Below are 22,736 nucleotides of genomic sequence, written 5' to 3'. Positions count from 1 at the left end.
AACCACCCCGCAGCGGTGTCAGCAATGCGTTGAGCTCGCGACGTCGAGTTCTGGGCGTCGGCAACCAGTCTTCCGATACCGGCGAGGGCAGTGTCCTCACCTACCGCGGTGACTCGAACCCTGATTCCGGAGTCGGTGGCCACGGTCCCCGCGACGACGTGCTCGCCGTCGCTACGGCGGATCGTGCGCGATTCTCCGGTGATCATCGACTCGTCCATACTCGCCGATCCGGACACAATGGTCCCGTCAGCCGGTAGTCGCCCGCCGGGGCGGACGACCACGACATCGCCGAGCTCGAGCTGATCCGGTGATACCGGCACCACATCGTCGCCGTCGACGCGTTGGGCGGTGTCCGGTAGCAACGCTGCCAGCGAATCCAAGGCGGACGTGGTCTGCGCGAGTGATCGCATTTCGATCCAGTGCCCGAGCAGCATGATCACGATCAGTAGGGCCAGTTCCCACCAGAAGTCGAGCTCATGAGAAAGCACACCGAGGCTCGCGCCCATCGACGACGCGAACGCAACACTGATGGCCAGGGCGATGAGAAGCATCATTGCTGGTGCACGCGAACGGATTTCGCTCACTGCGCCGGTCAGAAACGGGGAACCGCCCCAGACGAACATCACCGTCCCCAACACCGGGGAGATCCAGGCGATCCACGACGCGTCGGGTAACGAGTAGCCGACGAGCATCGCGAACATCTCGGAGGCCAAGACCACCGGGAACGCGAGGACCAGCATGATCGCGAACAGGCGCCGGAACATACCGACGTGATCACCATGCCCCGCATGACCACCGTGACCGGTGTGACCCCCGTGGTCCGCGTGCCCGCCATGTGCGGGTGAGCCGCCGCTGTGACCGGACATGTCCTGGCCCGCGTCAGGGCCGCTGTGCGGCGACGAAGTGGGCTGATCCGTCGCAGCATCGACGCCTGCATGTATGTGCTCGTTCATCGTGCGAGTCCTTCCATCCACCTGATTCGGTGGTTACACGGAGCGTGAATCTGCGGGTTGCGGTTCTGCTGTGTATCCGGCCTCGCGGACGGCAGCGATGACCTGAGTCTGGTCGAGTTCTGCGGCACTGGTCACTGTCATCGTTCCCGCCGACGCGGACGCTTCGACCGTCTCGACTCCGGCTACGGCACCGACTTCTTCTCGCACCGAGGCCTCGCAGTGACCGCAGGTCATGCCGATAACTCGGTAGTTCGTGGTGATCATGGGTGCCCCTTCAGTTGATTCGCATACCCCCTAGGGGTATCCGATTGCCGTATCGGGACGATACCCCCTCCCCGTATGTTTTGGAAAGGGACGGCCGTTGCTGAGGGCGTGCACACACCCTCAAAACGCCTGCAAAGAGTGCAGTCGTCTTCTGAAACTGACACGCGGTGCGGACACTCTTGATAATCACGCGGTGGGGGCCCGGTTGCTCGTCATCAGCCCGCTTCGGATACGTCGAGGACGCCTCATGCCCGACTCAGGGGAACATGCATTCGATAGTACGAGAGGGGTACGACAGAAAAATTCTTCGCGCGCCCCGGGGCAGGATCTGTATAACGAACAGGTGAGCAGCTACGCGATCCGCGACATCCGGCCAGGCGATGAAGAGCAGCTCGGCAGAGCTCACGTGGCCGTCTGGAAGGCCACCTACGCGGGAATGATGAACAGCGCCAAGCTGGACGCCGTGCAGCCCCAGGATCGCATCGAACGGTGGGAGCGCATCATCGCCGGTCTGGACGAGGCGTCGTCGCGCGGAGTCCGGGCCCGGTGTGCGATCGACATCGCCAGTTCACGCATCGCCGGATTCGCCACCAGCGGCCCGCCACGCGACGACAATCCACCGGCGGCGACCGAGTTGTGGTCATTTAACGTCCTGCCCCAACACCACGGCACCGGCGTCGCGACCGAACTCTTGGACGACGTGATCGGCCGTCGAGACGGATCCGTATATCTGTGGGTAGCGGCAGGAAACGATCGCGCGATCACGTTCTATCGCAAGCATCGGTTCGAGCTGGATGGCACCACCGTGTTCGACGCGGAATGGGAATGCCTCGACGCCCGTATGGTCAGGGCTTGACCGGCGGGCTTCTTCTGGGTGAATCCGGATCGAGCTTCTCGGGATTGAGCACTACCTCGGCCACCATCGGCGTCGCCTCGACGGTCGCGTCCCCGTACCGAACGGCCACGGTGTTCGGGAGAAACGAGTCCAGCGCCCTCGGGGTAACCCACCACAGCAACGCAGTGAACAGGATCAGGATGTTGACCCACTGCATGATCGTCGCCGCGTTCTCGGAAGGAATCACTCGATCGAACACCTGGACGTTCATGACGAACCCGTGCACGGCGATCAACACCCACAGCCGCCGATAGCGATAGAACACCCACACTGCCGCCGCACCCCAGCAGACTGCCCACAGGAAGCCGCCGCCGCCGAAGTACACGTAGAGAAGGCCCCGCATCGTCGCCGACAACAAAATGATGCCCCAGATCGGCAGCCTGCCCACGAGCAGCAACACCGGCAGCGCCACCAGGATCGGCTCCTCGCGCAGACCCACGGCGAGCGCAGAAACCACTGCGAGCCAATCGGATTCGACCGAGGCCGGGATGGAAAAGCTGAATCTGAGCACATCCATCCGAGACAACACGAGCAGTAAGGCAGACGCGGCACCGATTGCGGCACACCAGGTGACGGCCGCCTCCAAGGCGGTACCGCTGCGCAGCGGCCACACCGCAGGCAACGTCCGACGGCGAACGAAGTACACCGCCGCGATCGCGGCAGCTCCCACCGTTACCTGCACAAGACCGACCGCGAGATCCATCCACTGATCCGACAGCGTGAGCGTCGGTGCCAGCGCATTCGGTTCGCGGAAGCGCCACAGCGCACCCACCAGGCCGATGAAGTACACGACGACCCAACCGGCCACCAGACCCAGGACCATCACCGCAGTACCGGCAGCAGTGAGCCCACGTCGAGGCGAGTGAGCAACGGAACCCGCATCGAGACTGCGCGCCACCAGGTCACCACCAATCACGTCAAGCACCGCATTGCCTGCTACCGAGCAGCTGTCGACCCCCGGACTTGTCTATCACGGGTGGGCCGAAAATTCAGTACCACAGGGTCGGTTGTTGCGTACGCACCTGAACGCGCGGCGCTAAGCCGTCTTCACTGGAAATTTGCGGCCGTAGAACCAGCCGATCACCGCGACGACGACACCGGCCGCGGCGATGGCTCCCAGCACCGATCCGAAGCCCGACGCGTCCACGACGCGACCGACAGCCAAGGGTGCCAGAAGAAATCCCATCCGCGAGATCAGCGAAACGATCGAAATGGCTGCTGCCGAGGACACTCCCGGGAGCCGCCCGGCCAGGCTGAAAACAATAGGAAACAGCGGGCTCGAGCCCAGACCTGCGACCGCGAACGCCGCGATGACCAGCACCGGTAGATCCGCGGCGAAACTCGACAGCCCCAGGACGACGAGAAAAGCGAGAGCCACCAGCGACGCGCCGCCCGTCAACACCGTGGACGGCCCGCACCGATCGACGATCCGATCTCCGACCAACCGGCCGATCAGCATCGCCGCCGAGAACGCGACGAATGCGATACCGGCCGAGCCGGGGCCCGCGCCCTCCTCCGTCGTCATGTAGACAGCACTCCACGACTGCGGAAAGTCCTCCATCAGACCGGCAAGCAACACCACAGCGCCCAGCATCGCGAGTGCCGCAGTCGGGCGGACGACGACATGCCGCACGTCCGGGTCGTCATCCGACGCCGACGCGAGGGGTTCCGGACCCAGCAGACCCCGCCCGACGGCGGCCAGGACCAGAATCAGCACCGCACCGACCACACCGAAGTGTGCCGCCACCGGCATCCGAATACCTGCCGCGGCCGCACCCGTCACTCCCCCGACGACGGCACCGACACTCCACGCGGCATGGAAGCTGCTGAGCACCGATTTGCCCAGCCGCTCCTCGACAAGGACCCCCTGCGCGTTCATGGAAATGTCCATCACTGCGTCTGCCCCGCCGAGCAGCACCAGTGCAGCGAGCAGCGTCCACCACGACACTGCCACTGCCGGCAGCACGAACGCCGTGCACAACAGCAGCCCAGAGGCGAGAATCGCCCACCGACTGCCGAACCTCCGAATCAGCGCAGCTGCGATAGGCGCAGCCGCGAGCCCACCGACACCGATTCCGGCCAGCGCGAACCCGAGCGTCGCGACATCGATCGACAGCGAGTTCTGGATCTCCGGGATGCGCGGAGCCCAGTTCGCGAACACCGCTCCGTTGACGAAGAAAACGACAAGTACGGACACCCGGGCAGCAGTCATGACGCCGTGAGCCTATCGATCGTCGACGACCCGGATCCGTTACTCGAGGTAACGTCGTTGGGATGCATGTGTCCGACCGCCTCACCGACCACGTTCCCGAGCGATGGCTCGAGCCCCTCGTCAAGCACGCCGAGGCCCTCAAGTTCCTCATCGTCGGAGCGATCACCTTCGTTGTCACCGTCGTCCTGTTCTTCGGCCTGAAGTGGACGATCCTGCAGGACAAGCCAGTGACAGCGAACGTTCTGGCCGTGCTGATCGCGACAATCGTGTCGTACGTGCTCAACCGAGAATGGTCGTTCACCGCCCGCGGCGGACGTCGTCGACACCACGAGGCGGCACTCTTCTTCGCCGTAGCCGGAACCGGCCTGGCAATCAACCAGTTGCCGCTCTGGGTATCGAGTTACGTGCTTGATCTGCGGGCACCGAACGTGTCGTTCCTCACCGAGAACATCGCCGATTTCGTCAGCGGCTCCATCATCGGCACGCTGCTGGCGACCGCATTCCGATGGTGGGCAATGCGCAAGTTCGTCTTCCCGGAACAGGTTGACGTTCTCGCCGATTCCGTCGCCCTGACCGTTTACGGTGGACAGCATGGCGACCACTAGGACCCTCGTGCTGATGCGGCATGGCAAATCCGGCTACCCCGACGGCGTGCCCGATCACGAACGGCCGCTGGCCGCGCGTGGCGAACGAGAAGCGGCGCTTGCCGGAGATTGGATCACCGAGCATGTCGGCCCCGTCGACGCCGTTCTGTGTTCGACGGCCCTGCGCACCCGCGAGACATTGGCCGCAACCGGTCTGGGCGGCGCGCCCACTCGTTTCGAGCGCGACATCTACGGCGGATCCGCCGACGAGATCATCGACGAGATCCGCCTCGCCGACACCTACTTCGACGATGTGACCGTATCGACGCTGTTGGTCGTCGGACACGAACCGGGAATCCCCTGGACCGCACTCGAATTGGCGGCGGACGACGACACCGACCTGGCCCGCGAGGTTCGACACCGCTTCCCCACATCGGCGATTGCGGTACTGACCACCGAGAAGTCATGGGCAGAGATGTCCGCAGGCTCGGCCACCATCACCGAGTTCTGCATTCCCCGTGCCGAGACCGACTAGCGGTTCTCGAGCCGACTAACGGTTTTTGAGGTACAGGTAGCCGGCACCACCGGCTGCGATCAGCAGAATCAGCGCCGCGGGGAAGCCGAGCAACCACCACACCACTGCCAACACCACCAGTGCGGGCGCAGCGGCAATGAGTGCGATGCCGGGATTCTCGCGAACCGTCTCCAACGCGGATTGTGCGTGGACTCTGTCGATCTTCTTGCCTGCCATGGTGGACTCCCTGGTCTTGGGTGCGCTGTCCTGTATGCGTAATTCCACAGTAGCGCGTTCGGCTACCGGTCCACGACGGCAAGATGTGCCGTGGATGAATACACCAGACGATCGCCGGATTCCGTGACCCGCGATCCCAGATACGGATCGGCAGCGAAACGGTCGGGTGTCGGCTCTATCTCGACCCGTCGACGAGTCGAACCGTCCTCGAGCGCAATCGTTTCCACGGTACCGCCAACCGTGAAATACGCGAGACCATCGGCGTATGCGGTGATCGGATAATAGTCGCCAGGATCGTTCTCCCATCGAACTGCACCGGTCCGCAGATCGAGAGCCGTCACGTGCGCGGTGCCGGGAGCGCGCGCGATCACCACGTCCCCGACGACAGCCACACCGTTGGTCGAGGCCAGCAGCGGGCTCGACCAGACGAACGCCCCGGTGGAACGGTCGAACGCGCTGTCGCCGACGATCATCGGGAACGACAGGTCGCCCGGAGCGTCGATCTCGGGATAGGGATACACCGGTGCCGGTGACCTCGCAACGATGCGCCCATCGGACGCGACTGCCGCAGTGCCGGTGAACGATTCGGACTGTGAACACACCGCCTCGGTCATGATCACCAAGGCCGGCTGCACCCGGTACGGTTGCTGGATGCAGCTGTCGGGATACCCCCGATACCAGGTGATCGCCCCGGAAGCCGAGTCGAATCCTATTGCTGTCGGACCGAACCGACCCAGGCCATAAGAGCCGTCGACGGTGATCGCCGAACTCGACGAACCCGCATAGAGCGCCTGGCCGGGAAACTCGGTGACCCACTCACTCCCGAGATCGTCCACAGAACCCTTTCGGAGCTGCGGCGCGCCCTCGTAACCCCCAGATGCCACCGTGTAATCGACAGAATAGAGAGAAGATCCGTCGGTCCCCATGGCGATGATGGGGTACGGCACCCGAACGGAGCGGCCCTCACCGGTCATCGCGTTCACCAGGACGATCGTCGATTCCGTGCCTTCCGATTCGCCGCCCGAAAGGCAGACCAGGGACCCGGCCAGAAGCTGCTCGGCGCAGGAGTCGACACGAATGTCGTCACGCCGCCACATGGTGGACCCATCCATAGCAGCGAGTCCCACCATCGCGGGAGCGTCGAAGTTTCCGTCGGCGGGATCCGGCAGACCCACGGAGGTGATGTACACCTGGCCCGCATCGATGAATGACGCTGCACCGGAATGGAATCGGTTCCCCGCACCCAGATCACCGAACTGCGCGAACTCGCGGCCATACACGTCCTCGGCCGATCTGGACCACTGGACCTCGGGCGGAAGCGGAGCCGCAGAGGGTGCTGTGCTCGTCGGTTCGGGTGCCGTCGCGACCACGGGCAGGTCATCCTGCACGACGACGATCACCGCAGCAACGACGGTCACCAGTGCCACAGCCCCCGCGGCCCAGACCGGCCACCGAATGCTCACAGGTCCAAACCCGCTGCTGTCGCGATGGACTCGAGATTGCCGATGGTGATCAGATCACCCGCCGACGTGGACGAAATACGGACCCTGGTGCCGGATGGCCGAGTAACGGTCACGGTCCGAGCCCCGCGCTTCGAACGCTCCGAGATGGAACCGTCGGGCAGGCGGACCACATCGACAGAGCGATCAGCGGCCGGATCGTACCGGTCGGGAATCTCCGGGAGCGGCTGCCCTCCTGTGATCGAGACGCTCACAACGCCTTCCGAACCCGGCGTCGTGATCGTTCCGGACGTGCACAACGTGTCGTCGGTGAACGAACCTCGTTGCATCGGGGTCAGCGGTTGCTCGAACGCGATGACGGCTCGCAGCGCGCGGATGCGCGCATGTTCCAGTGCCCGACCGATACGGTCGGCATCGGACCAAGTGACAGCGGGTCCATCCTGAGGCGCGCCACTACCGCTGCAGGGCCGCGGTGCCGGGCGGGTGCCAGGAGGTATCGGTGCGTCGACGCGCAGATCGCTAGACGAGACCAGGGCCACCAGGTCTTCCATCGACATCACTTCGTCCGAGGACACGAATTGACTGGCGTTGACGGACAGAGTCGTTCCGTCAGGTGCGTACGCGGACGCCGTCCTGATCACCGCGGCCTTGCCTGCGACGTCGCCGGTGGACTCCTTCGTGTCGACGACCGTACCGTCGGCCAACACCTGTCTGCGCTCGAGATTGCCACCGATGCAGGGCGGTACACCGCGCTTCGATTGGGAGAGCGACACATTCATGTCGACGCCCCGGCCGTTGCGGATCAGCAGTCCGGCCGCATTCGAGCTCGCGAAGAACGACGGATCGTCCACCGAACTACTGCGCGAAGGACCTTGAACCGGACCGAAACGAAATGCCGATTCGGTAAGAAACAGGGCGCTGCCCGGCGCAGCGAACTCGATGGTTGTGTCGTTCGGCAATGCAGATGCAAGCGCGTCGGACAGGGCAGTTGCCTTACGCCCGGAGAACCACGGATAGCGAGGATCGTCGAAACTGCCTTCATCGACCACGAAAGCAACTGCGGAATTGTCGGGAACCAGAACTGTCGCGCACCCTGGAATCGTTGTCGAGGTATCGCTCGAGTCGTAGGTCATCGAGCTGAACCCTCCCGACCCCGGCGTCTCCGGCAGCGCGACCTCGGCCGTGTCGGGTGCACGCGACTCCACGACGATCACCCCCGTCGCGACGATTGCAACAGCGACGAAGAGCCAGAAGATCTTCGGTTGACGCCTGACACCACTGCGGTCGATCACGCGGACGAGACTAACGTGCCGATTGCCCGAGAAGAAGCGGTACGACTTTCGGTGGAGCGCAGCGTCGTACCTTCGGCCGAATCACCAGCTACGACGCCTCGCCGGGGGTATCTCGGGAGGCGTTGGCTGCGGTGAAATCGCCCCTGTGAACAATCCCATTCTGCTCACGATCGCGATCTGCGAGGTCGGCTTCTGGGTACTGGTGATCGGCGGACTGTGCCTGCGCTACATCGCGCGAATGCGGCGCGCCAGCACCATCACCCTGGCCCTGCTCCCGGTGCTCGACGTCGTCCTCGTCGCTGCGGTGGCACTCGATCTGCACCGCGGCGGCGAGGTCGAGTTCGCCCACCGCCTCGCCGGCATCTACCTCGGCTGGACCGTGGTGTTCGCGCACTCCACCGTGGCCTGGATCGACGTGCGCTTCGCCCACCGATTCGTTGGTGGGCCCGCACCGGTCAAGCCCCCCAAGGCCGGTCCGAAGGCCTACCGCAACGAGATCCGAGAATTCGCGAAGTGGCTGTGCGCCGCCGCGATCGCTCTGGTGATCACCTACGGACTCGCGTACACCGTGGCAGACTCGGAGCAGGCCGCAGCGTTGAAGACCGTGATCCAGCCGCTCGGCGTGATCACGTTCTTCTGGTTCGTCACCGGACCACTGTGGGTGCTGGGTACGAGAAATACAGGCTCGAGAAACGCGGCAGGAGAACGGAGTCGGCTGTGACGCTCGGTGGTACGCGTTGGTGGAGCACACTTCGTCCCGCGTGGCGGCCACGAAATCCTGTGGTTCTCCCGATCGAGATGCTGCTGGCCACCGTCGTCTACGCCGGGTTCCAACTCTCGACGGGCTTGGTCGGTGACACCGGAGACGAACTCGTCGGCAGCCCTCATCTGATCGCGGTCAGTGTGGTTGCCCTGCTGGCGATGACCGCGGCAACGTGCGTGCGCCGATCATTTCCTGTCACCTCGTATCTGACGGTGGTGGCGATCAGTGTCGCGCTGATTCTCGTTCTGCCGGACCGAACGCTCGGGTTCACCCCGCTGTACTGGTTTGCCATCGCGGCCTTGGCGATTCGAGTGACCGGGCTACGCCTGTTCGCCCCCATCACCCTCGGACTGGTCCTCGAGATCGTGATCAGCGTCGACACCCGCTTGTCCTTCCCGAACGCCGCAGCGGGCCCCGGTGGCACGCTCGGTGTGGTGGCCGAGCAGGTGGTGAACCTGGCCATCAACTACACGGTGCTCATCGCACTCGGTAAGTACATCGCACGCAGCCGGGCCCAGGAACTCGAGAACGAGGCTGCACTCGACCGCGCCGAATCGGAACACCGACAACGACTGGACGCGGCTCTCGACAACGAACGCCGGACCATGGCGCGGGAGTTGCACGATGTCGCCGCTCACCACCTGACCGGGATGCTCATACAGGCCAAAGCCTCGAAGACACTCATCACGGTCGACCCCGAACAGGCACGCGAACTGCTGACCGGCGCAATCGGACACGGCCAACGCACTCTCGACAGCCTGCGTCAGATCGTCGGAATCCTGCGCCCGAGCAGCATCGACCACAGACCTGGGACCGACAGCGCACCGCAGCCGATGATCGCCGACCTCCCCGATCTGATCGAGCAGTCTCGAATCTCGTTCGCGTCCATCGACGTCGACATCCGAACCGACATCGACATCCGAACCGACATCGAGATCACCGACAACACGGACAGTGCGGTGCAATTGACGTGCTATCGCATCGTGCAGGAAGCGCTGTCCAATGCCCGACGCCACGCCCCGAACTGCGTTGTGCGCGTGCAGGTGACCGAGCATCCGTCCGCGATCGAGGTAACCGTCACCAACACGATGACCTCGGGCGGCTCCGAGCAACCGGCCCCGGCAGGTCAGGGTTTCGGCATCCCGGGAATGCAGGAGCGGGCTGCTCTGCTCGGCGGAACCCTCGTCGCCGAATTGTCTGCCGATGAACGTACGTGGTCCGTGCAGGCTCGGCTGCCTTTCGGCGGGAACATATCCCAGCCGCTCGAGGTACCGGCATGATCACCGTACTGATCGCGGACGATCAACCCGTCGTTCGGCAGGGATTCGAGCTGTTCCTGGCCGGCCACCCGAACATCGCGGTCATCGGCCACGCAACCTCGGGCAAGCATGCCGTACAACAGGTGTCGGCCCTTCGCCCCGACGTGGTGCTGATGGACATCAGAATGCCGAACGGCGATGGGCTCACTGCGACACGAGAGATCCTGGCACGCAACGGCAGAATCGACGACAGCAACGTACGCGTCATCGTCGTCACCACGTTCGACCTCGACGAATACGTGTTCGCCGCTCTCGACAGCGGAGCGTCCGGCTTTCTGCTCAAGGACACCGACCCCGAAGAACTCGTCGACGCCGTGATCACCGTTGCCGCCGGCGGCGCGGCGCTCTCCCCACGTCTGACTCCGCGCTTGATGGCGGAGTTCGCCCGCCGAGGTACGCAGCGTAGCGCCACGAGAACTACCGCGCCGCAGCACGATCTCAGTCTGCGCGAGATGGAGGTGGTGCAACTACTCGCGCAGGGCATGGGCAACAACGAGATTGCCCGGTCGCTCGAAGTCGAACAGAGCACGGTGAAGACCCACATCGGCAACATCTGCCGCAAACTCGACGTCGATACCCGAGTGCACGTGGTGATCTGGGCCTACCGCAACGGGCTGGTGAGCAGCTAGCCCTATCCGAAACCTAGGCCGCTGAACGTTCCTCGTCGTCCGATGTCTCGTCGGCAAGTTCGAGCATCGACCCCGACTTGTCGGTGTACTGGAAGTGCGGTCGCTTGTCGCCGATGTACGACGTCATCCACGACACCACTGCGACGTAGCGGTTTCGGAATCCGACGAGGTACATCAGGTGCACGGCCAGCCACATGAGCCAGGCAATCGGTCCCGACATGTCGACCTTGCCGAACAGCCGTGCCACAGCACTGAATCGGCCGACGATCGACATGCTGCCCTTGTCGGTGTACTCGAACGGCGTTCCGGCGTCGACCTTCCCGATGATCATCTTCGCGACGTGGCGGCCCTGCTGCATCGCCACCGGCGACTGGCCGGGCAGCTTGTGCAACGACGTCACGTCGCCTATCGCGAAGATGTCCTTCGCCGAGCCCACAGTCAGATCGTCGTGCACGAGAAGCCTTCCGGCACGGTCGGTCTCACAACCGGTGCGCTCGGCGACCGTGGCCGCCAACTCGCTGGCCTGAACGCCTGCCGACCAGATGACCGTCTTGGCCGGGTATGTCCGCGAGGTCTTGGTGTCGACGTCCTGCACCGTGACGACGTCGTCGGCGATGTCGGTGACCATTCCCCCCGTCACGACATCGACACCCGCCTTCTCGAGCTTCGTGCGTGCGTACGCGCTGAGCTTGCCGCCGAACGCGGGCAGAACTTCCTTGACGCCGTCGACGAGGGTGACCGTGACGTCGTCCGGGTCGATCCCGGGAAACGATCCGGCGAAGTATCGATGCGCGAGATCCCTGATCTGGCCGGCGAGCTCGACGCCCGTCGCGCCGGCACCGACGACGACGAAGCTCAGCAGCTCCTTGCGAAGCTCGGGATCGGTCGTCGTGTGCGCGGTTTCGTAGCAGCTCAGAATCTGCTCACGCAGTGAGATCGCGTCGTCCACCGTCTTGAGCGCGAACGTACGGTCCTTGAACTCGTCCCGGCCGAAGTACGCCTGCGTGGCACCCGTCGCGACGATGAGATGACCGAACCCGATGGTGTGGCTCTGTCCGGCACCGACGTAGGTGACCTGGTGGGCTTCGGGATCGACGTCGACGACGCGTCCAAGACGGACGTCGGCGGAGTCGTACTGAGCGAGGATGCGCCGGATCGGAGGGGCGATCTCGCCCGTCGAGAGCATTCCGGTGGCGGCCTGGTAAAGCAACGGCTGGAAGAGGTGCTCGGTGGTGCTGGAGATCAGCGAGAACGTCACACCGGCCTTGCCCAGAGACTTGGCGGCCGCCAACGCTCCGAATCCCGATCCCACGATGACGACGTCGTACGTTTCCACAGCACTTTCCCTTTCCTAGCCCAAGTCCTTTCCCATTCGAAGAACTACCTCTATGAAACTCCGAACCCGGTGGTCTATCAACGCGGAAGTTGAAATAGCATCCATGAGTAGAACTCATGGAAAGAGCCCAAGATGGAACTCCGTCAGCTGAAGTACTTCCTTGCCGTCGGGGAGGAGCTGAACTTCTCGCGTGCCGCAGAGCGCTGCTACGTCTCGCAGTCCGCCATCAGCCTGCAGATCGCCAAGCTGGAACGAGAGATCAGCGAGCCCCTGTTCGAGCGAACCTCGCGGACCGTTCGATTGACCGTCGTCGGAGCACAATTGGTGTCCATCGCCCGGCACATGGTGGAACTCGAACAATCCGCCCTGGCGTTGACAGCACGCCGCCGCAACCAACTGCGCCTGACCGGGAACATGACCTTCGCCGCCAATGCCATCGCCGCCATCGTCTCGGTGCGTGAACAGCATCCCGACGCCGAGATCGACTTCGTCCTGAAACGATTCGCAGAACAGATCGAAGCGGTGACATCAGGAGACTGTCAGGTGGCGCTGATCCGCGGCAGCGTCGAACGTTCGGGGCTTCAGGTGACCGAGTTGTGGACCGAGGACCTCGTCGTCGTGCTCCCCGAGGGCCATCCGCTGGCCGGCGAAGACAACCCGAGCCTGAGCCAACTCGCCGAGTATCCACTGCTCCTACCCAAACGCAGCGAGCAGATCCTGCTGCACCGGGTGATCGAGCGCGAGATGAAACGCAGCGGACTACCCCTGACCTTCGGCCCACCCGTCGCGTCGGATCACACTGCCAGCGCCGAACTGCTCAACAACCCGCAATGCTGGTCGATCCTGTACGCCAGTACCGCCGACAGCACGCCCAAGACCGGATTGGTGTTTCGCACCGAGGCCGACCGACGTCTGCAACTACCGGTCTCGGCGGTGGTCGACGCCAACGTTCCCGTTACCGACACTCAACGTGACCTCGTCGCGGCGCTGGCGGCAACCGCACCTGTCAAACCCACGGCACCGGTTCAACCGGCCACACCGGCGAGCTGAGCGAACGCAGCGTCCGCATCGAACAACTCGGCGCGATCGTACGTCGACGTCGACGCCATGATCTCGTCCGCGCCGGTGCGCTCGATCAACTCCTCGAGGCGAGGTCGTACCTGCTCGGCGGTGCCGAGAATCGTCGACTCCAGCGATACTTCGATTCGGTTGCGCGTCTGCGGCGTCCACTGTGCCGTCTCGATATGCGACGGCGGCTCGAGAGGCGGAAACTCGCCCTCACGCCGCGAGCGTGCCATCGCCCATGCTTCGGGCACAGCGAGCCTGCGCGCATCGGCAGTGTCGGCCGCGATCGTCACGTCGAGCGAGACGATCACGTACGGTTCAGGATTGGCCGACGAGGGTCGAAAGTGCTTGCGATACAGAGCCAACGGATCGCCCAGCTGCAGTACCGGCCCACCGACGACGACCGGAAGTCCGGCGCGGGCAGCCACCTCGAGGCCTGCACCGGTCGCGAGAACGAATACCGGCGGTGACCCCGCAGCGGGCCGCGCCGTCACCGGTGCCGAACCGTCCAGATACGAACGCAATTCGGCGATCTCGGCTTCGAACGCGTCCGAATCGGTGTGCTTGCTGCGCAGTGCCGCACGGACCGGTTCTGTGAATCCCAGCGAGCGGCCCACACCCAGATCGATTCGGCCGGGAAACAGGGACTCCAACATCAGGAACTGCTCGGCCACGATCAGCGGCTGATGATTGGGCAGCATCACTCCCCCGGAGCCGACGCGGATATGCGAGGTGCGCGCGGCCACCGCCGCGGCCAGTACCGCCGGTGCACCCGACGCGATGCCGGGAACGCCGTGATGCTCGGCCACCCAGAATCGATGCAGCCCGATCTGCTCCGCATGCACTGCCCGTTCGACGGTATGACGCAGCGCCGAGGCGTCGTCGAAACCGGTTCGCGTACGGGATCTGTCGAGGAGGGAAAGCAACACGACTAGCACAACCGCCGAGGCGTCGGGCATATTTCTAGGTATGAGTTGGTGGGTGTTGAAACATGTCGACGACGAGGGTCCGGCCCTGATCGGGACGATCATGACCGAGCGCGAAATCGAGTACTCGCTGGCCAGTGTGGGTAACGGCGACCCACTACCCACGGCCGAGAACGTGTCCGGGTTGATCGTGCTGGGCGGTCCGATGGATGCGTGGGGCGACGTCGCCCACCCACATGTGCGGAAGGAACGGGAACTGATCGCCGAGTGTCTGCGACGCGAGATTCCGGTGCTCGGGGTGTGTTTGGGCGCGCAACTGTTGGCGGCCTCGCAGGGATGCGCGGTGTACCGGGGACCTGTCGCGGAGCTGGGGTCCGGCGAAGTCACCGCAGCCGCGGCCGGTGTCTCGTTGCTCGGGGCGGGTGCTGTGCCGGTGGTGCAGTGGCACACCGATACCTTCGACCTGCCCGAGGGCGCAGAACTGCTGGCGAGCTCCAACCTGTACCGGAACCAGGCCTTTCGATTGGGCAGCGGCCTCGGACTGCAGTTCCACGTCGAGCTCACCCCCGCGGAGCGGCCTATGCTCGAAGCACACATGCCTGCGGGAACGGCACCGGACGCGAAATTTCTCACCCGAGCCGCCGAGCACGGCCGAAAAATCATCGAAAAGTTCTTCGACGAGGTCACATAGCGGACCGAACCTGACCGCAATAGCGGTGAATCTGTATCCATGAACCTCGCCATGAAGATCGAACTCGTCACCCTCGCTGTCACCGACGTCGACCGCGCCAAGGAGTTCTACACCTCGATCGGTTTCAACGCCGACTTCGACGCTCGCCCCTGGGAGGGCATTCGATATGTCCAGCTCACTCCCCCTGGCTCGGCCTGCTCCATCGCGATCGGCGAGGGCATCACCGACGCCGAACCCGGCACAGGCGCCGGAATCCTGATGGTCGTCGACAGCGCCCAGGATGCGTACGAGCACCTCACCGCAGCCGGTCTGACGATCGCTCCGCCCAAGGACGAGGGCTGGGGCACGTTCGTGCACTTCACCGACCCCGACGGCAACCCGTGGTCGGTGCAGCAGCTGCCTGCGCCCGAGTCGACCGAGGCCTGATTACCGGAACTGCAACCGGGCGAGGATGCCGCGGTGGTCGGAGCCGGGAATCGTCACTGCCTCCACCGACCGGACCGCCATGTCGGCAACGAGAACATGGTCGATGGCGATGACCGGCGGATACCAGGTGTGTGCCGGGTACGTCCGAAGCATCCCGGCCCCGGTCGCCAGCGAGGCATCGACGAACCGGCCGTCCTGCAAATCTCGGTAACGTCGATGATCCTGCGTCGCGTTGAAGTCGCCTGCCACCACCACCGGGCCGTCGTCGACGGGAATCTTGGCCAGTAGTTGACGCAGCAGCCCCAGTTCACGCACCCATTCCGACGGCTCGCGCGGCCACGGCGGCACCGGATGCACCGCGAACACCAGAGGACGGCCCGGCATCTCCACCCGCGCAGAGAGCAGCTCGGTCACGAAGCCGTCGTGACGCTGCTGGTCGGCGAGCGGGAACCGGCTGTAGATCCCGGTGCCCTCACCGCCTGCGACAGCACTGACGTGCCCGTGCGGGAACACCCCGGACAGCCTGTGGCGAAGGACCGCGTCGGCCTCGGGCGTCAACTCGACGAGGGTCAGCACGTCTGGCTGGTGCTCGAGCACCAGCGCAACCAGTGCATCGAGATCGGCCTGACCCAACCAGATATTGGCGTGCAGCACCGTCAAAGTCGAGCCGTCGGAGTCGGCTCCGGCGCGGGCCCGATGCAGCGGCACCTGCGTCGCCACTGCGCCTGCGGACACCAGCAGACCCACCGCCACACCCCAGCCGCCGAACGCGACGCCGGCTGCGACAGTGCCGGGCACAGCCGCGAGCATGAGGACATGTGCCAAAGCACCGGCCACGAGCATCGGCTGCGATCGGGCGTCGAGATGATGCGCTACGACACCGAGGACGGCTGCGACGAGCAGCAACACAGCCAGCGATGCCCACACCATGAGCGAAGTCTGACAGGCAAACCTGAGGCCGAGCTGGGAAGCATCCCCAATTCCGACCGAACTGTTCGCTTTCTCGTGGAAAACACGACACAATCGACAACGCTGTCCGTGAGTCAAGTAGGGGGACTTTCCGTGAATCGAAGGCAACTGCTGAGGTTGGCCGCTGCCGGAATGCTCGGCGCTGCCGCCGCTCCGGTCCTGAGCTCTGCTGGCCTGGCGGGTTCCCCCACCGCAGGCGCGCTGCCGATCGGTGCCGAACGAATCCGGTCACTGGTTCCCGAGCTGTTCGCCGATCCCCCGCGCCCACCGGACCACTCGTCCGTCATCGTCATCGGCTCCGGATTCGGTGCCAGCGCCGCGGCGCTGCGCCTGGCGCAGGCCGGCAGCCAGGTGACCGTGCTCGAACGCGGACTGCGCTGGCCGCGTGACCCGTGGCGAGAGATCTTCACCGCGGACATGACCGCCGACGGACGCGGACTCTGGCAGCAGAGCTCGTTCACCAACATCACCGGCATGCCCGTGGGGCCGGTCGATCTGTTCGACGGAGTCCTCGACACCACCCGCTTCGAGAACCTCTCGGTGTGGCGCGGAGCCGCCGTGGGCGGCGGCTCGATCGTCTACACCGGCGTGACCATCGCCCCCGACAAGAAGTTCTTCGACCTCTCCTTCGGCGGACGCCTGAACTACGACGAGATGGCCGCCACCTGGTACCCCAAGGCCCGCTCGATGCTCCGGCCGTCGGCGATGCCCGAGGACGTCTACAACAGCCCGAACTTCGCGCACTCGCGCACCTGGGACGACCACGCCCGACGAGCCGGTTTCACCCCCGAAGCCGTGGACGGCAACTGGAACTGGAACGTCGTGCGCGACGAACTCGCCGGCCGATCCCGCCCGTCCGCGACCGTCGGCGCGAGCACGTTCGGCAACTCCAACGGGGCCAAGCACGACCTGACGCAGAACTACATCCCCCAGGCCGAGGCCACCGGCCGCGCGAGCGTGTGTCACAGCCATCGCGTTGCGGCGATCGGAACCGAATCCGGTGGCCGCTACCGCGTCGACATCGAGCGCCTCGACCCCTTCGGCAATGTTCTCGAGACTCGCACGGTCACGTGCGACACCCTCGTCCTCGGAGCCGGATCCATCGGTACCACCGAACTGCTGATGCGTGCCCGCACGACCGGAGCGCTGCCGAATCTCAACGAATTCGTCGGCACCGGCTGGGGCACCAACGGCGACGCCTCGATGACGCGGTCACTCGGCCCGATGTCGGCCGGACCGCAGGGTGCGCCGTGCGCATCCCGCATCGTCGACGACTCCGGCCTGCCCTTGACCGTCGAAAACTGGTATGTGCCAGGCGTTCCGGTGAACCTGGGCTTCATCGGCTCACTCGGCATGACCATCGACCCATTGCGCGGCAACTTCGGATTCGATTCCGCCACAAACCGATTGACGCTGAACTGGCCGAAGGGCGGCAGCCGCGACACCGTCGAAGCCCTTCGCGCAGTGCAGAACAGAATGGCGCAGGCCGGCGGCACCATCGTTGCGGCGGAACCGTTCACTCGCGACGTCGACGACACGTTCACCGCGCACCCACTCGGCGGCGCAGTGCTGGGCGACGCCACCGACGGCTACGGCCGAGTGGAGGGCCACCCCGGGCTCTACGTCGTCGACGGCGCCCTGATCCCCGGCAGCACGGGAGCCGCCAACCCGTCGCTGACCATCACGGCACTGGCCGAGCGCAACGTCGCGCAGATCATCGCCGACGGGCGCTGAGTGTCTGCCGACGGGCGCTAGCTCAGCTGGATTTCGGGGCGACCTTCGGGGACGGTGACCGTTGCTGCGGTGCGCACTGTGGCTCCCGGCGTCGAGACACGATCGAGAACCCTTACCTCCGAACGCCATTCGGTGGGGGTGAGCGTGCTCCGTAGGTAACCACGACGCGCGTTGCCGTACTTGACGTGCGGTGAGGCTTCGGCGACGGCAGCACCGACGGAATCGACATCGGCACCGTCTTTGCCCGACGCGATGGACGTGGCTGCGATCTCGACGCCCTGTATCGGTGAGGCCTGGTCCTGGTAGTCACGGCGCAGTTCCGAGACGATCGTGCGGTGGATGTCGCCGACGATCGACGCGACGTTCTTCGTGCCGCGATCTCGGGCACCGTCGAGGACTCGATGGCGCGAGGCTTCGTATCCGCTCCACGGATCCATCCCGACTTTGCGTTCGCTGCCCAGCCCTCGCGCGAGATCGGAGATCACCGTCTGGTGCGCCAGGAAGTTCCACCTCGACGGTGATGCGAACCCGTCCAGGATCCATTGCTCCTGTGCCGCACCGGTGATGGTGCGCGACGGATCTGCGGTCTCGGCGTCCTGGGCATGCTCGCCGTCTCCGTGCGCCTGATCGCTGCGGTATTGCCGGGTGTCCAGCACCCAGAAGTCCACCAGATCGCCGAACGAGAACCGGCGATACACCTTCATGTCCGGACCGGCGGGCTTCAGATTCGCACGCACCGGGGTGTTCTCCCACCACGCCTTGAAGGCATCCGCTCTGCGCAACAGAAACTCTCGCGGGTCGTCGTCATCCTGACTGATCTGCGAGGCCCAGTTGTTGTCCACTTCATGATCGTCGAACGTCGAGACGAACGGCGCCGACGCATGCGCAGCGGCCAGGTTCTCGTCCGCCTTGTAGAGGGCGTACCGATCGCGATAGTCGTTGAGCACCATGGTTTCTCGAGCGGCCGCCTCGTTGCGCGATTCGGCCTTACGTGCGCCCTCGTCCTTGATCGCGTACTCGTAGATGTAATCGCCAAGGAAGAAAACCACGTCCAGGTTCGAGGCCGCCAAGTCTGCGTACGCGCCGAAATAGCCGTCCTCCCACTTCTGACACGACGCCCAGGCGAAGTCGAGCGTGCTCAGCGGCTGCCCCAGTGCCGGTGCGGTTTTGGTGCGACCGACGCCGCTCGCGTGCGGTCCGACGAGGAAGCGGTAGAAGTACTCTCGGCCCGGCTCCAGCCCGCGGACGTCGACGTGGACGGACCAACCGTCGAACTCAGTGGCGAGCTCCACGCCTTCGCGGCTCATCTGCGCAAAGTTTTCGTCCGCCGCGATCTGCCACCGCACCGGCACGACACCCGGAGTCATGCCACCCAGCGGCGCGAAAGGATCGGTGGCGAGCCGCGTCCACAGCACCACCGAATCGGGCAACGGATCGCCCGAGGCAACGCCGAGGCGGAACGGGTAGTCGGGGGGTCACCACGGACTGCGCATGCGCTGCCGTGCCTGCCAATTCAGGTGTGAACGCCAGCGCCCCCACCAATGCGCTCCACGTCAGGAACTGCCGACGAGTGGCCCCCGCCCGCAAGGTGACGTCGTGCCCGATCCGTATCTCGTTACCCCGTCTCACCATTGGTCGAGACTCTCGTGCCCGGGCAAACTGCACTCGTCATCGACTCGACACCGAGGTGAACACGATGCGGCCTTCAGATTCGTCGAGCTCCTGGGCCCTCCTTGCCCAGCTCGTCGCCGGGGTTGAGCAAGGTGCACTTGTTGAGCGAAAGACATCCACAGCCGATGCAACCGGTCAGCTCCGCCTGCATCCGCGCAATCGACTGCTTGCGATCTTCCAACCTCCGGTTCCATGCAGCCGAGATCTTTGCCCAGTCGCGCTTGGTCGGAGTGCGACTCGACGGCAAGGATGCGAAGACCTCGGCGACTTCGGCAAGCGGTATTCCGAACCGCACCGCGACCTGAATCAGCGAGATCCGCCGAATCGCATGACGGGGAAACATGCGTACGTTGCCGGCCGTCCGCTCGGCGGGAACGAGTCCGAGGGTCTCGTAGTATCGGACCGCGGACACCGCGGCACCGGTTCTGGCCGCGACCTCACCGATCGAGAGCAACTCGTCGCTGACGCGGATCATGCTACCTCCCAGCGGGTATGTCGATTTGACCTGAAGTGAACTTGAGATCATAACCTTCCTCATCATGCACCCCTCAACCGAACCCGCGACCGGAACCTGGCGACAGTTGCTCAGCGCTGACTATGTCGGCACCGCAACTGTGCTCGCCGGCGGCGTGGCGCTGTATGCCACGAACGTCTACCTCACCACGAGCCTGCTCCCCACCGCCATCGACGAAATCGGCGGCCAACGCTACTATGCTTGGACCGCAACGGTTTTCCTCATTGCGTCTGTCATTTCCTCGATGTTGGTCAGCACTGTACTGGCAGCCCGCGGACCTCGCGGTGCCTATCTGATCGGCCTGACGATTTTCGCACTCGGAACCGTCGTGTGCGCCGTCAGCCCCACGATGGAGCTTCTGCTGGTGGGCAGAGCAATCCAGGGCTCAGGAGGTGGCCTGCTGGCCGGGCTCGGTTACGCCGTCATCAATGCAGCACTGCCGCAGTATCTCTGGACTCGCGGAGCTGCACTTGTCTCGGCCATGTGGGGTGTGGGAACGTTCGCAGGCCCGGCCATCGGCGGCGTATTCGCTCAGTTCGGAGCCTGGCGGTGGGCTTTCGGCGCACTCGTCGTCGCAGCGCTGGCGGTGGCCGCCCTCGTCCCCCGGTCACTCCCTGCCCAGACCCGCGAGGCCACCGAAGCCAGCCCGATACCGACATGGTCACTGACCCTGCTGACCACGGCTGCACTGCTGGTGAGCGTCGCCGGCGTGATGCCGAGCCCGGCGATCACTGCAGCGATGGTCGCAGCAGGAGAGCTGCTACTGATCGCGTTCGTCGCAGCGGACCGTCGCGCACCACACGGCGTCCTCCCGCCGTCGACCTTCAGCGCGTCGTCCCTGAAATGGGTGTACCTGACCATCGTCGTTCTCGCCGTCGCATCGACGGTGGAAACGTTCATCCCTCTGTTCGGCCAACGACTTGCCGGATTGGCACCATTGGCGGCCGGATTCCTCGGAGCTGCACTGGCATTGGGCTGGACTATAGGCGAGATTCCGAGCGCGTCGGCTTCGGCTCCGCACATCGTACGACGCATCGTCATCGCCGGACCGATTCTCGTCGCTGTCGGATTGTGCACCATGGCAGCGTTTCTCACCGATCGAGCAGGTTTCGGCCTGATCGCCGTATGGGTGGTGGGCCTGATCATCGCGGGTGTCGGAATAGGAATCGCGTGGCCGCACCTGGCTGTCGGCGCTATGACCTCGGTAAGCGAACCAGGCGAAGGCGCACGAGCCTCGGCCGCCATCAATACTGTCCAGCTGATCGCCAACGCCTTCGGCGCAGCCCTTGCGGGTGTGCTGGTGAACCTCGGGGAATCATCGACCCTTCGATCGGCTCAGTTGTTGCTGTTCACCTTCGCCGCGCTGGCATTGATCGGGGTGACAGCGGCAGCGCGATCGCAGCGGGCATAGTTTCAGGGCGGATCCATCCGATTCAGGACCGAAATCGTCCGCGATCTCGACGATGCTCGACTTCAACTTGCCATGATCGCCTTCGGCTGGGCCGACCTCAAACCCTTTTTCTGGATCGTCGACGCGCCGGGGTCGAGCATCCGCCCCCACTTGCACCTCGCATTCAGCGCCCCCGACCGCGCCACGGTCGTTGCCTTTCACACTGCGGCGCTGTCGGCCGGAGCGATCCAGCTCCGACCGCCAGGACTGCAGCCGGAGTACCACGCCACGTACTACGGATCCTTCGTGCGCGACCTCAACGGCATCGACCTCGAGGCCGTCTGTCACCACGAATGAACGACCTGTGAGCGGCCGAGCGCCGCAGCCGGATCAGGCCTGAACGACCCAGATCGAATTGCCGTCAGGATCGCGCAAGGCGAACATGGGCGGCGCGCCGTCCACCTCCTCCATGAGGTCGTCGAGATCGACGCCGCCGAGAGCACTCAAACGCGCATGCTCGGCTCCGACATCGGCGGTCTCGACGCCGATGGAACCTCCACCGGGCCCGCCTCCCATCGGCGGGTTGAGTGCGAGCCGCGCAGTCGAACCAGGCGGTGCCACTTCGAGCCATCGATACTCACCCTCGGGGCCGAAACGCGAATCACCGCGGACCTCGAAGCCGAGCACGCGCGAGTAGAAGTCGAGAGCCGCGTCCTGATCGGACACGGAGAACATGGCCACGCCGATGTTCACGACGGTGCTGGATGTGTGGTTGCTGGAGATGTGGTTGGTCATGTCGGTACCGACTCGCGCCGCCTCGAAAACTCACCGCCCCGAAGGGTGTAACGACAACCATCCTCTGCGATGTCGCCCGCGGCGGTAGCTTCTGTAG

At 64.7% G+C, this 22,736-nt stretch carries 24 protein-coding genes and 1 pseudogene; 12 read left to right on the top strand and 13 right to left on the bottom strand.

Annotated features, from left to right (window positions below; genetic code table 11):
• Positions 1 to 953: P-type ATPase (locus RHODMAR_RS09825; protein ID WP_042938581.1), on the bottom strand; the 953-nt coding region annotated here is incomplete at its 3' end.
• Positions 954 to 986: 33 nt separating this feature from the next.
• Entirely contained in the window at positions 987 to 1,217 is a 231-nt protein-coding gene (locus tag RHODMAR_RS09820) for a heavy-metal-associated domain-containing protein (RefSeq protein ID WP_008713930.1), read from the bottom strand.
• A gap of 343 nt (positions 1,218 to 1,560) precedes the next feature.
• Here RHODMAR_RS09820 and RHODMAR_RS09815 point away from each other — a divergent pair, with 343 nt between their 5' ends.
• Entirely contained in the window at positions 1,561 to 2,073 is a 513-nt protein-coding gene (locus RHODMAR_RS09815) for a GNAT family N-acetyltransferase (protein ID WP_008713927.1), read from the top strand.
• Here the strand turns inward: RHODMAR_RS09815 and RHODMAR_RS09810 are convergent.
• On the bottom strand, positions 2,063 to 3,037 hold the full coding sequence (locus tag RHODMAR_RS09810; RefSeq protein ID WP_198289427.1) for a CPBP family intramembrane glutamic endopeptidase: 975 nt from the start codon (positions 3,035 to 3,037) through the stop codon (positions 2,063 to 2,065). The genes RHODMAR_RS09815 and RHODMAR_RS09810 overlap by 11 nt on opposite strands.
• Positions 3,038 to 3,148: 111 nt before the next feature.
• Complete coding sequence (locus tag RHODMAR_RS09805; RefSeq protein WP_008713924.1) at positions 3,149 to 4,324, bottom strand: MFS transporter; 1,176 nt, start codon at positions 4,322 to 4,324, stop codon at positions 3,149 to 3,151.
• Positions 4,325 to 4,386: 62 nt separating this feature from the next.
• On the opposite strand from RHODMAR_RS09805, the gene RHODMAR_RS09800 reads away from it, so the two are divergent.
• The gene (locus RHODMAR_RS09800; RefSeq protein WP_008713922.1) at positions 4,387 to 4,929 is read left to right on the top strand and encodes a GtrA family protein; all 543 of its coding nucleotides are present in this window, start codon (positions 4,387 to 4,389) and stop codon (positions 4,927 to 4,929) included.
• Positions 4,916 to 5,443 carry a SixA phosphatase family protein gene (locus RHODMAR_RS09795; protein ID WP_042938580.1) on the top strand — a complete coding sequence of 176 codons (528 nt, stop codon included), beginning with the start codon at positions 4,916 to 4,918 and terminating at the stop codon, positions 5,441 to 5,443. Before RHODMAR_RS09800 ends, RHODMAR_RS09795 begins: the two co-directional genes overlap by 14 nt.
• Positions 5,444 to 5,458: 15 nt before the next feature.
• Here RHODMAR_RS09795 and RHODMAR_RS09790 read toward each other — a convergent pair whose 3' ends face one another.
• The 3 genes from RHODMAR_RS09790 to RHODMAR_RS09780 all read right to left on the bottom strand — a co-directional run bounded on the left by RHODMAR_RS09790 (position 5,459) and on the right by RHODMAR_RS09780 (position 8,411).
• Positions 5,459 to 5,659 (bottom strand): hypothetical protein, encoded by a 201-nt coding sequence (locus RHODMAR_RS09790; RefSeq protein WP_008713921.1) that lies wholly within the window; start codon positions 5,657 to 5,659, stop codon positions 5,459 to 5,461.
• A gap of 62 nt (positions 5,660 to 5,721) precedes the next feature.
• A complete protein-coding gene (locus tag RHODMAR_RS09785) occupies positions 5,722 to 7,122 on the bottom strand; it encodes an outer membrane protein assembly factor BamB family protein (RefSeq protein WP_008713919.1) in 1,401 nt (466 codons plus the stop codon).
• Entirely contained in the window at positions 7,119 to 8,411 is a 1,293-nt protein-coding gene (locus tag RHODMAR_RS09780) for a hypothetical protein (RefSeq protein ID WP_008713917.1), read from the bottom strand. Before RHODMAR_RS09780 ends, RHODMAR_RS09785 begins: the two co-directional genes overlap by 4 nt.
• Before the next feature lie 145 nt (positions 8,412 to 8,556).
• Between RHODMAR_RS09780 and RHODMAR_RS09775 the strand changes: the two genes are divergently transcribed.
• Genes RHODMAR_RS09775 through RHODMAR_RS09765 form a run of 3 tightly spaced genes read left to right on the top strand, consistent with a single transcriptional unit; the run spans position 8,557 to position 11,122 of the window.
• A complete protein-coding gene (locus RHODMAR_RS09775) occupies positions 8,557 to 9,132 on the top strand; it encodes a hypothetical protein (protein WP_232433612.1) in 576 nt (191 codons plus the stop codon).
• Positions 9,129 to 10,454, top strand: coding sequence for a sensor histidine kinase (locus RHODMAR_RS09770; RefSeq protein ID WP_157226043.1), 1,326 nt, complete (start codon positions 9,129 to 9,131; stop codon positions 10,452 to 10,454). Before RHODMAR_RS09775 ends, RHODMAR_RS09770 begins: the two co-directional genes overlap by 4 nt.
• Complete coding sequence (locus RHODMAR_RS09765; RefSeq protein WP_008713913.1) at positions 10,451 to 11,122, top strand: response regulator; 672 nt, start codon at positions 10,451 to 10,453, stop codon at positions 11,120 to 11,122. The genes RHODMAR_RS09770 and RHODMAR_RS09765 overlap by 4 nt, the downstream gene beginning before the upstream one ends.
• Positions 11,123 to 11,135: 13 nt before the next feature.
• On the opposite strand, the gene RHODMAR_RS09760 is transcribed toward RHODMAR_RS09765, so the two are convergent.
• A complete protein-coding gene (locus RHODMAR_RS09760) occupies positions 11,136 to 12,458 on the bottom strand; it encodes an NAD(P)/FAD-dependent oxidoreductase (protein ID WP_008713911.1) in 1,323 nt (440 codons plus the stop codon).
• A 132-nt stretch (positions 12,459 to 12,590) separates the two neighbouring features.
• Between RHODMAR_RS09760 and RHODMAR_RS09755 the strand changes: the two genes are divergently transcribed.
• Complete coding sequence (locus tag RHODMAR_RS09755; protein ID WP_008713909.1) at positions 12,591 to 13,508, top strand: LysR substrate-binding domain-containing protein; 918 nt, start codon at positions 12,591 to 12,593, stop codon at positions 13,506 to 13,508.
• On the opposite strand, the gene RHODMAR_RS09750 is transcribed toward RHODMAR_RS09755, so the two are convergent.
• On the bottom strand, positions 13,484 to 14,452 hold the full coding sequence (locus tag RHODMAR_RS09750) for an MsnO8 family LLM class oxidoreductase (RefSeq protein WP_008713908.1): 969 nt from the start codon (positions 14,450 to 14,452) through the stop codon (positions 13,484 to 13,486). The two genes, RHODMAR_RS09755 and RHODMAR_RS09750, sit on opposite strands and share 25 nt — an antisense overlap.
• A gap of 40 nt (positions 14,453 to 14,492) precedes the next feature.
• On the opposite strand from RHODMAR_RS09750, the gene RHODMAR_RS09745 reads away from it, so the two are divergent.
• Both RHODMAR_RS09745 and RHODMAR_RS09740 read left to right on the top strand, forming a co-directional pair.
• Complete coding sequence (locus RHODMAR_RS09745; protein ID WP_008713904.1) at positions 14,493 to 15,140, top strand: type 1 glutamine amidotransferase; 648 nt, start codon at positions 14,493 to 14,495, stop codon at positions 15,138 to 15,140.
• Positions 15,141 to 15,179: 39 nt separating this feature from the next.
• Positions 15,180 to 15,566, top strand: a complete 387-nt coding sequence (locus RHODMAR_RS09740; RefSeq protein WP_008713903.1) for a VOC family protein — start codon at positions 15,180 to 15,182, stop codon at positions 15,564 to 15,566.
• Here the strand turns inward: RHODMAR_RS09740 and RHODMAR_RS09735 are convergent, their stop codons facing one another.
• On the bottom strand, positions 15,567 to 16,496 hold the full coding sequence (locus tag RHODMAR_RS09735; RefSeq protein ID WP_008713901.1) for an endonuclease/exonuclease/phosphatase family protein: 930 nt from the start codon (positions 16,494 to 16,496) through the stop codon (positions 15,567 to 15,569).
• A 132-nt stretch (positions 16,497 to 16,628) separates the two neighbouring features.
• On the opposite strand from RHODMAR_RS09735, the gene RHODMAR_RS09730 reads away from it, so the two are divergent.
• Positions 16,629 to 18,269: a GMC oxidoreductase gene (locus tag RHODMAR_RS09730; protein ID WP_042938576.1), complete on the top strand. Its 1,641-nt coding sequence runs from the start codon at positions 16,629 to 16,631 to the stop codon at positions 18,267 to 18,269.
• A gap of 17 nt (positions 18,270 to 18,286) precedes the next feature.
• Here RHODMAR_RS09730 and RHODMAR_RS09725 read toward each other — a convergent pair.
• Positions 18,287 to 19,901 (bottom strand): annotated as a pseudogene (locus tag RHODMAR_RS09725) (alkaline phosphatase D family protein).
• A gap of 73 nt (positions 19,902 to 19,974) precedes the next feature.
• Positions 19,975 to 20,412: a redox-sensitive transcriptional activator SoxR gene (gene soxR / locus RHODMAR_RS09720; protein WP_198289428.1), complete on the bottom strand. Its 438-nt coding sequence runs from the start codon at positions 20,410 to 20,412 to the stop codon at positions 19,975 to 19,977.
• Between the two features lie 67 nt (positions 20,413 to 20,479).
• On the opposite strand from soxR, the gene RHODMAR_RS09715 reads away from it, so the two are divergent.
• Together RHODMAR_RS09715 and RHODMAR_RS09710 are read left to right on the top strand one after the other, a co-directional pair.
• Entirely contained in the window at positions 20,480 to 21,865 is a 1,386-nt protein-coding gene (locus RHODMAR_RS09715; RefSeq protein ID WP_008713896.1) for an MFS transporter, read from the top strand.
• Between the two features lie 72 nt (positions 21,866 to 21,937).
• Positions 21,938 to 22,201: a hypothetical protein gene (locus RHODMAR_RS09710; RefSeq protein WP_008713894.1), complete on the top strand. Its 264-nt coding sequence runs from the start codon at positions 21,938 to 21,940 to the stop codon at positions 22,199 to 22,201.
• Between the two features lie 33 nt (positions 22,202 to 22,234).
• Here the strand turns inward: RHODMAR_RS09710 and RHODMAR_RS09705 are convergent, their stop codons facing one another.
• Positions 22,235 to 22,639: a VOC family protein gene (locus RHODMAR_RS09705; protein ID WP_008713892.1), complete on the bottom strand. Its 405-nt coding sequence runs from the start codon at positions 22,637 to 22,639 to the stop codon at positions 22,235 to 22,237.
• Positions 22,640 to 22,736 lie beyond the last annotated feature (97 nt).

Source organism: Rhodococcus sp. AW25M09, from assembly GCF_000333955.1.
Taxonomy (GTDB): Bacteria; Actinomycetota; Actinomycetes; order Mycobacteriales; family Mycobacteriaceae; genus Rhodococcoides.
Note: the sequence above shows the minus strand (reverse complement) of the source record. Positions and strands in the feature narration are given on the sequence as shown.